Genomic DNA, 9153 nt, shown 5'->3' with positions numbered 1-9153 from the left:
AACCACACCCCCCCCGCCCGGCGCCCCCAACCCACCCCCGCCCCCCCCGCCACCGGCACATCCGCTTGAGTTCTTCCGCGGCGGGCCGCCGGACCGACGGCGCCCCGCCCGGAGCGGAGATGGGGGGTGTCACTCGTGCGGATCGCACTGCTCACGGAAGGCGGTTATCCGTATGCGGCGGGAGGGGCGGGGCTCTGGTGCGACCGGCTCGTGCGCGGCCTTCCGCAGCACGAGTTCGAGCTCTACGCGCTGAGCCGCAGCGCCGGCCAGGAGGAGCGCGGCCGGGTCCCGCTGCCGGGGCACGTCACCCGGGTGCGGACCGCTCCGCTGTGGGCACCGGCCGACGACGGGCGCACGTACGCCCGGCGCGAGCGGCGGCGCTTCACCGACTGCTTCGCGGAGCTGGTCCGGGGGATCTGCGCGGGCACGGCCGAACCCTTCGCCGCCGGGCTCTACGGGCTGGCCGAACTCGCCCGCGAACAGGGCGGGATGTACGCGGCGCTGCGCTCCGAGAAGGCCGTACGGGCCGTGGAGGCGGGCTGCCGGGCCCCGGGAGCGGGCCGCGCCCTGGCGGCGGCCCGGGTACCGGACCTGCTGGAGTTCGTGGACGCGCTGGAGCGGATGCTGCGGCCGCTGTCCCTGGACTGGTACGAGGAGCCCGGGCTCGGCGCCGTCGACGTCTGCCACGCGGCGGCCGGCGGGGTCGCGGCGCTCCCCGGACTCCTGGCCAAACGCTTCTTCGGGGTCCCGCTGCTGGTGACCGAGTACGGGGTCCAGCTGCGCGCCCACTACCTGGAGCAGGACGAGGACGACCGGCCCGCCGTCCGCGCCCTCCTCGCGGCCTTCCACGGCCGGCTGGCGGGCGAGATCTACGCCCGCGCCGACCTGCTCACCCCCGGCAACGCGCACGCCCGCCGCTGGCAGGAACGCTGCGGGGCGTCCCGGGAGCGGCTGCGGACCGTGTACCCGGGGATGGAGGCGGACCGATTCGCCGCCGTCGGCGAGGACCCGGACCGCGGGGACCCCGACACCCTGGTGTGGGTCGGGCGGATAGAACCCGCCAAGGACCTCTTCGGCCTGCTGCACGCCTTCGCCGAGGTCCGCCGGGCCCGGCCCGGGGCCCGGCTGAGGATCTTCGCGACCGCCGCCGCCCCCGGCTACCTGGCCGACTGCCGCTCGCTCGCCGCGCAGCTCTTCCCCGACGAGGCCGCCGACGCCCGTACGGCGGGGGAGAACCCCGTCACCTTCGAGGAGGTCGGCGGCCCGGAGGCGCCCTCGCCCGCCGACGCGTACGGGGCCGGCCGGATCGTGCTGCTGTCCTCGGTGATCGAGGGCTTCCCCATCACCCTCGCCGAAGCCATGTTCTGCGGCCGCGCCACCGTCTCCACCGACGTCGGGGCCGTCTGCGAGGTCATCGGCGGCACCGGGCTCGTCGTCCCGCCGCGCAACCCGCGCGCGCTCGCCGACGCCTGCCTCGCCCTGCTGGGGGACCCCGAGCGGGCCCAGCGGCTCGGCGCGGCGGCCCGGGCCAGGGCACTGGAGCTGTTCACCGTCGAACAGAACGTGGCGGCCTTCGGCGACAGCTACCTGCGCCTCCTGGTCCGCGGCTCCGCCCGGCCCGACGGGGAGGTCCCCTTCGAGCGGCCCGCCGAGGCGCGGGTGCCGGGCCACTGGACCACGCCGACGTGGGCCCCCGTCGCCCCGGCGGCCGGTTCGGAGGCGGCGGTATGACCACCTCGGACATCGCGGGCGCGGCGCCGGCGCCGACCGCCGACGCGGGTGCCGACGCGGGCGCGGCGCTGCGGCCGGGCCCCGGCGGCGGGGGCGCACGCGCCGGTGCGCCGGACCCGCGCGCCCCGCTCCCCGGCGGGGTCGCGCCCCGCGCGCAGGACGCGCCGGCCGCACCCCGGGCGGAGGCCGCACCCCGGGCCCGGAGCGCGGAGGCGCTCCCGGCGGCGCCGCCGCAGACGGTCCGGCGCCGCGGCGGCGGGGATCCCGTCAAGGCGCTGCTGCACCGGCACCGGGAGCTCTGCGAACGGGCCGTCGACCCGCTGGAGATCGCGGCCGGGCTGGAGGCGCACGGCATCAGCGACCGCACCGCCGCGCGCTTCCGGCACCGGGACGTCTTCTCCCTCGCCGAGGAGCTGTACGCCCGCACCCCGCGCGGCGATGCCCCGGCGGACCCCGCCCGGCGTCCGGCGCGGACCGGGCCCCGCGCGGCGCGCGGCTTCGGGTACGCCCTGCTGCCCGGCGCCCTCGCCTGCGCGGCGGCCGCCACCGGGATGCCGGGGGCCGGCCCCCTCGCGGCGCTCGTCACCGCCGGCGCGCTGGTGTGGCCCGGCCGGAGCGCGGGCGGCCGGCTGCCCTGGGCCGCCCACCTGCTCGCGGCGGCCGTCGTCGGCTGGGCCGTGCACCGGTACGGGCCGGCCCTCGGCGCCGCCCTCGCGCTGGCCGTGGCCCCCGCCCACCTCGCGGCGGCGCTGTACGCGGCCCGGGCCCGGCGGCGGCTCACCCGCAGCAGGGCCCTGGAGGACTTCGCCGCCGGGGCCCGGCCGCTGCTCGCCGGGGTCCTGCTGCTGTTCGCCGCGGCCGCCACGGGGGCGGCCGCGGTGACCGGAGCCGCCCCGGCCGTGGCCGTACCGCTCGCGGTGCTGCTGTTCCTGGTCCGGCTGCTGCTGCGGCACGGCCCGCACCGCCTGCCGGTGGCCCTGGCCCTGGCGCTCGCCCTGATCCCGCTCCCCGCCGCGGTGTCCGCCGCGGCCGCGGGGCTCCTCGTACACGCCGTCCTCGCGCTGTCCCGGGCCTCCGCCCACGCGCGGCCCTGAGCGCCCCACCCCCCCGTGCCCACCCCACCCCACTCAAGGAGAAACAGGATGACCGGCCAGCCAACCCACCGAGGGGCCGCGCGATGAGAGTCCTGCTGATCGGAGCCAACGGCTACCTCGGACGCTACGTCGCCGACCGGCTGCTCGCCGACCCGGCCGTCCAGCTCACCGCGCTCGGCCGCGGCGACGACGCGGACGTCCGCTTCGACCTCGCCACCGGCAGCCCCGGCGCCCTCACCCGGTTCCTGGACGCCGTCCACCCCGGCGTCGTCATCAACTGCGCGGGCGCCACCCGGGGCGGCGCCCGGGAGCTCACCCGGCACAACACCGTCGCCGTCGCCACCATCTGCGAATCGCTGCGCCGCAGCGGCTGCGGGGCCCGGCTCGTCCAGCTCGGCTGTTCCGCCGAGTACGGGCCCAGCCAGCCCGGTTCGTCCACGGCCGAGGACGCCGTGCCGAGACCCGGTGGGCCGTACGGGGTCAGCAAGCTGGCCGCGACCGAGCTGGTGCTCGGGTCCGGGCTGGACGCCGTCGTCCTGCGGGTGTTCTCGCCCGTCGGCCCCGGCACCCCGGCCGGCTCCCCGCTGGGACGGCTCGCCGAGGCGATGCGCCGCGCCATGCAGTCGGGGGACGGCGAGCTGAAGCTGAGCGGACTCGGCGTCCAGCGCGACTTCGTCGACGTACGGGACGTCGCGCGGGCCGTGCACGCGGCCTCGCTGTCCGCCGCCCAGGGCGTCGTCAACATCGGCACCGGGCGGGCGGTCCGGCTGCGCGACGCGGCGTCCGTCCTGGCCCGGGTCGCCGGGTACGGCGGCGCGCTGCACGAGCTGGACGTGCCCCACGGCGCGGCCCAGCACGGCGGGCCGCAGCACGGCGGCCACGGCGCGGGCGGCCACGCTCACCCGGGCCGCCCGCAGGGGCTGGCCGCGATCGGCTCGCCCCGCTCGGAGGCCACCGCCGAGCAGATCGCCGCCGCGGCCCCCCAGCCGTTCCCCTATCCCGACGGCTGCGGCGCCTGGCAGCAGGCCGACGTGCGCACGGCCCGCGACCGGCTGGGCTGGCGGCCCCGGATCAACCTGGAGGAGTCCCTGGCCGACATCTGGATGGAGGCGGCGTGCCGCATCTGACCACCCCGCCGGGGGCCACGGCGACGGCCGGGACGGGGGCGGGCCGGCTCGGTCTGGGCATCCCCGGTTACGCGCACCCGCTGCTCGCCCCCGTCGAGTGGGCCGAGCTGACCCGGCCGGGGACCCCGCTGCACTGGGCCGTGCTCAACGTCGCCGACGGGCCGGGCGGCCGGCCCGACCCGCACTGCACCGAGGCCGCCGCCCGGCTCCGGCAGGCGGGCGGCGTCGTCCTCGGGCACCTCGCGGTGCGGGACGGGGCCCGGTCGTTCGGGGAGCTGGTCTCCGACGCCCACCGCTTCCGCGACTGGTACGGCGTCGGCGGCTTCTACCTCGCCGGCGTTCCGGCGGACCGCGACGGCCTCGCCCCGGTCCGGCGGGTCACCGACGCCCTGCGCGGGCTCGGCACGGAGCTGCGGATCGTGCTGGGCCACGGCACGCACCCGTGCGAGGGCTATGCGGAGGCCGCCGACCAGCTGGTCACCTTCTCCGGGCCCTGGGCCGACTACCGCTGGTCGCAGGTGGCCGAGTGGACGGCGGAGCATCCGCCCGAGCGGTTCTGCCACCTCGTGCACGGGGTGCCGCGCGGGCACTTGGAGGAGGCGATGCGGATCGCCCGCTGGCAGGGTGCCGGAACGGTCTGGTTCACGGACCGGCGGGCCGCCGGGGACCGGGACCCGTGGGCCTCGATGCCCGGGTACTGGGACGAAATCGTCTCGCGTATCGGACCGGGTGTCTCGGAATGAAGAAGGGCGTGGCAGTGTTACGGGAAGAACCACCGTTCAGACATACCCATCTACGGAGTCCCCGTGTCGCTGCCACCCCTGGTAGAGCCAGCTGCTGAGCTCACCGTTGACGAGGTCCGTCGGTACTCCCGCCACCTGATCATCCCGGATGTCGGGATGGACGGCCAGAAGCGCCTGAAGAACGCCAAGGTGCTGGCCGTGGGCGCGGGCGGCCTCGGCTCCCCCGCCCTCATGTACCTGGCCGCGGCCGGCGTGGGCACGTTGGGCATCGTGGAGTTCGACGAGGTCGACGAGTCGAACCTGCAGCGCCAGATCATCCACAGCCAGGCGGACATCGGCCGTTCCAAGGCCGAGTCGGCCCGTGACAGCGTGCTGGGCATCAACCCGTACGTCAACGTGGTCCTTCACGAAGAGCGGCTCGAAGCCGAGAACGTGATGGAGATCTTCAGCCAGTACGACCTCATCGTCGACGGCACGGACAACTTCGCCACCCGGTACCTGGTGAACGACGCCTGCGTGCTGCTGAACAAGCCGTACGTGTGGGGCTCGATCTACCGCTTCGACGGCCAGGCCTCGGTCTTCTGGTCCGAGCACGGCCCGTGCTACCGCTGCCTGTACCCGGAGCCCCCGCCGCCGGGCATGGTCCCGAGCTGCGCCGAGGGCGGCGTACTGGGCGTGCTCTGCGCGTCCATCGGGTCCATCCAGGTCACCGAGGCCATCAAGGTCCTCACGGGCGTGGGCGAGCCGCTGGTCGGCCGCCTGATGATCTACGACGCCCTGGAGATGCAGTACCGCCAGGTCAAGGTCCGCAAGGACCCCGACTGCGCGGTCTGCGGCCCGAACGCGACCGTCACCGAGCTCATCGACTACGAGGCCTTCTGCGGCGTCGTGTCGGAGGAGGCGCAGGAGGCGGCACTCGGCTCCACGATCACTCCCAAGCAGCTCAAGGAGTGGATCGACGCCGACGAGCCCATCGAGATCATCGACGTCCGCGAGAAGAACGAGTACGAGATCGTCTCGATCCCGGGCGCGAAGCTGATCCCCAAGGGCGAGTTCCTGATGGGCACCGCCCTCCAGGACCTGCCGCAGGACAAGCGCATCGTCTTGCACTGCAAGACGGGTGTCCGCAGTGCGGAAGTCCTCGCGGTCCTGAAGTCCGCGGGCTTCTCGGACGCGGTGCATGTCGGCGGCGGCGTCATCGGCTGGGTCCACCAGATCGAGCCCGAGAAGCCGGTCTACTAGCCGCGGCCGGTGCGGCGCGCTCCGCGCACCGCACCGCACGGCAGGAAGGGGCCGTACCCGCACCGGGTACGGCCCCTTCCGCGCGCGCCGGCGGCTCAGGCCGCCGTCGGGCTGGCGGTGGAGGTGGACGTGGCGGCCGGTGCCGGGGTGCAGACGGTGCCCGCGGCCGGCACCTTCCCGTCCAGCAGGTAGGAGTTCACCGCCTGCTGCACGCACGTGTCGCCGCTGTTGTAGGCGCCGTGCCCCTCGCCCTTGTACGTGAGCTCCACGCCCACGCCCTTGCCGAGCCGCTCCACCATCTTCTGCGCCCCCTCGTACGGGGTCGCCGGGTCACCGGTGTTGCCGATCACCACGATCGGCGCGGAACCGGGGGCGGAGACGTCCGGGGTCTGCCAGGCGCCCGCGACCGGCCAGTCCGTGCAGCTCAGCATGGCCCAGCCGAGGAAGTCCCCGAAGACGGGCGAGGCCGCGCGGAACTCCGGCAGCCTGGCCTTGGTCTGCGCGAGGGTGTAACGCTCCTTGGAGTCGGCGCAGTTGATGGCGGTGTTCGCCGCGCCGATGTTGCTGTACCGGCCCTGCTGGTCACGGCCGTTGAGGGCGTCCGACAGGGCCATCAGCAGCTGCCCCTGACCGCCCTCGGCCTCGTCCAGCCCCTGTTCCAGCAGCGGCCACAGCTCCTTGGAGTACAGGGCCTGCGCGATGCCGTTGGTGGCGGCGGACTCGGTGAGCACGCGGTCGCCGATGCCGGCGATGGGCTTGGCCGCCAGCCGCTTCTGCAGCGCGATGACGTTCGCCTCGATCTCCTTGGGCGTGCTGCCCTGGAGCCGGCACTCGTCGCCCCGGTTGACGCAGTCCTGGGCGAAGTTGCCGAGGGCCAGCTGGAAGCCCTTGGCCTGGCCGAGCGCACCCTGCGCGGAATCCGCGGTCGGGTCCACCACGGCGTCGAAGACGGCCCGGCCGACGTTCTTCGGGAAGAGGTGGGCGTAGACCCCGCCGAGCTCCGTCCCGTAGGAGATCCCGAAGTAGTTCAGCTTCTCGTCGCCCAGGGCCTGGCGGATGCGGTCCATGTCGCGGGCGGCGTTCTCGGTGCCGACGTGGGGCAGGATCTTGCCGGAGTTCGTCTCGCAGGCCTTGCCGTACTTCTTGATCCCGTCGACGAAGGCCTTCTCCTGCTGCGCGGTGGCGGGGGTGTTGTCCTGGGCGTAGTACGCGTCCAGTTGCCTGTCGTCCTCGCAGCGCACCGGGGCGCTGCGGCCCACCCCGCGCGGGTCGAAGCTGACCAGGTCGTACCGGTCGCGCAGGGCGGCGTACTCCTGGGCGGCGCCGGGCAGGGTGGTGATGCCGGAGCCGCCGGGGCCGCCGAAGTTGAAGACGAGCGAGCCGAGGCGGTTCTTCTGGTCGCGGGCCCGGGCGCGGATCAGGGCGATGGGGATGGTCTCGCCCCCCGGGTCCGCGTAGTCCAGGGGCACGTCGAGGGTGGCGCACTGCCAGTCCTTGCCGGGCGTCTGCCCGCCGCCCTCGGCGGCCGTGGGCGCGGAGCACTCCCCCCACTTCAGGGGCTTGGCGTCCTTGGTGCCGCCGGCCCGCGGTTTCTTCTCGGTCCCGCCGCCGTCGGAACAGGCGCTGGTGGTGAGCAGCGCGGCGGCGAGGGTGGCGGCAGCGGCTGTCCGCAGGACGATTTTGGGCATGGCCCCATCCTCTGCCGCCGGACGCCCGCGCGCCCCCGCGCTGACCCGTTCGGGGGACGGGGGGCGTTCCCGCGCGGCCGGGGGCCGGTCGAGCTGCGGCCCGGTCAGGCGGGGGCGGCGACCCGGCGGGCGGCGGCGCGGCCGGTGGCCACGCAGGCTGCCACGCCCACGCCCTCGTACGCGGCTCCGCACAGGGCCAGGCCCGGGAGCTTCGAGGCCGCCTCGCGGATGCGGGCCACGCGTTCGCGGTGGCCGACCCCGTACTGCGGCAGGCCCCGGTCCCAGCGGGTCACGCGGGCGGCGAGGGGTTCGCCCATCGGGCCGACCGCCCGGTGCAGTTCGGCGATGGCGGCCCGGATCAGGTGCCGGTCGGGGCGGGCCAGCAGTTCCTCCTCGCCGATCCGCCCGATGGACGCCCGCAGGACGAAGGTGGCGGGCGCCGCGTCGTGCAGCCAGGCCCACTTGTTGGACAGGAAGGACGCCGCCTTGAGCAGGTGGCCGTCCACGGGCGGGACGAGGAAGCCGTTGCCCTCGGGGAGGAAGTGCGCCTGGGGGCGGGAGAAGGCCATGGTGATGACCGCGGTGGAGGCGTGCGGGATCGCCGACAGTTCGGCCTCCGCCTGCGGCGCGTGCGGGCGCAGCAGCTCCGCCGCCGCGAAGGCGGGCAGGGCCAGGACCACCGCGTCGGCCTCCATCGTCAGCGGGCCGTCCGCCGTCATGGCCAGCACCCGCCACCGGTCGCCGGGCAGCCGCTGGAGGGAGCGGGCCGTGGTGCCGGTCAGGATGCGGGCCCCGCAGGCCCGCGCCACCGCCTGCGGGAAGCGGCCGGTGCCGCCGGCGACGCCCTGGACGGCCACCGCGCCCGAGCGGGGCGCGCCCGCCGCCTTCATCCGGCGCAGCGCGGGCAGCAGCGGGCCGCCCTGTTCGGCGAGGGCCGCGATCCGGGGCAGGGCGGCGCGCAGCGAGAGCCGGTCCGCGCGGCCCGCGTAGACCCCGCCGAGCAGCGGCTCGACCAGCCGGTCCACTGCCTCCCGGCCGAAGCGGGCGCCGAGGTAGGCGCCGACCGACAGGTCCTCGGTGAGCGGGGCGGCGGGCAGGCCCTCCTCGGCGGCGATCCGCGCGATGCCCTCCGCCGAGATCAGGCCGGTGCCGGCCAGCGCCGCGGGGTCGCTCGGGACGCCCATGACGTGGCCGGGGGGCAGCGCGCGCAGCCCGCCGTGGGTCCAGACGGTGGTGGGGGACGGGGCCGGGTCGCACAGGGCGTTGCCGAGTCCGACGGCGGCGGCCAGCTCCACGGCCTCCGGGCGCAGGGCCATCAGCGATTCGGCGCCCTCGTCGACGGAGATGCCCGCGAGGGTGCCGGTGCGCAGTTTGCCGCCCACCTTGGCGTGGCCCTCCAGCACGGTCACGTCTGCCTGGCCGCGCAGCTGCCAGGCGGCCGCGAGACCGCTGATTCCGCCGCCGACGACGATCACTGATCGCATTGTCATCTCCTGTGACGATATTTCCCCTTTCGCAACGTACGGGA

7 protein-coding genes are annotated in these 9153 nt (G+C 75.8%); 5 read left to right on the top strand and 2 right to left on the bottom strand.

What is annotated here, in order from left to right:
* Window positions 1–135: 135 nt before the first annotated feature.
* From ACGFXC_RS26015 to moeZ, 5 genes are all read left to right on the top strand, one after another.
* A complete protein-coding gene (locus ACGFXC_RS26015; protein WP_393716600.1) occupies window positions 136–1731 on the top strand; it encodes a DUF3492 domain-containing protein in 1596 nt (531 codons plus the stop codon).
* Window positions 1728–2825: a hypothetical protein gene (locus ACGFXC_RS26010; protein ID WP_393716598.1), complete on the top strand. Its 1098-nt coding sequence runs from the start codon at window positions 1728–1730 to the stop codon at window positions 2823–2825. Before ACGFXC_RS26015 ends, ACGFXC_RS26010 begins: the two co-directional genes overlap by 4 nt.
* An 83-nt stretch (window positions 2826–2908) precedes the next feature.
* The gene (locus ACGFXC_RS26005) at window positions 2909–3952 is read left to right on the top strand and encodes an NAD-dependent epimerase/dehydratase family protein (protein ID WP_393716596.1); all 1044 of its coding nucleotides are present in this window, start codon (window positions 2909–2911) and stop codon (window positions 3950–3952) included.
* Window positions 3940–4695: a spherulation-specific family 4 protein gene (locus ACGFXC_RS26000; protein WP_393716594.1), complete on the top strand. Its 756-nt coding sequence runs from the start codon at window positions 3940–3942 to the stop codon at window positions 4693–4695. The genes ACGFXC_RS26005 and ACGFXC_RS26000 overlap by 13 nt, the downstream gene beginning before the upstream one ends.
* A 63-nt stretch (window positions 4696–4758) precedes the next feature.
* On the top strand, window positions 4759–5937 hold the full coding sequence (moeZ, locus tag ACGFXC_RS25995; RefSeq protein ID WP_351829461.1) for an adenylyltransferase/sulfurtransferase MoeZ: 1179 nt from the start codon (window positions 4759–4761) through the stop codon (window positions 5935–5937).
* A gap of 95 nt (window positions 5938–6032) precedes the next feature.
* Here the strand turns inward: moeZ and ACGFXC_RS25990 are convergent, their stop codons facing one another.
* Together ACGFXC_RS25990 and hemG are read right to left on the bottom strand one after the other, a co-directional pair.
* Window positions 6033–7625, bottom strand: coding sequence for an alpha/beta hydrolase (locus tag ACGFXC_RS25990; RefSeq protein ID WP_393716592.1), 1593 nt, complete (start codon window positions 7623–7625; stop codon window positions 6033–6035).
* 104 nt (window positions 7626–7729) lie between these two features.
* On the bottom strand, window positions 7730–9115 hold the full coding sequence (gene hemG, locus ACGFXC_RS25985) for a protoporphyrinogen oxidase (RefSeq protein ID WP_393716590.1): 1386 nt from the start codon (window positions 9113–9115) through the stop codon (window positions 7730–7732).
* Window positions 9116–9153: the final 38 nt, after the last annotated feature.

It is taken from the genome of Streptomyces sp. NPDC048507 (assembly GCF_043199995.1).
Taxonomy (GTDB): Bacteria; Actinomycetota; Actinomycetes; order Streptomycetales; family Streptomycetaceae; genus Streptomyces.
Note: the sequence above shows the minus strand (reverse complement) of the source record. Positions and strands in the feature narration are given on the sequence as shown.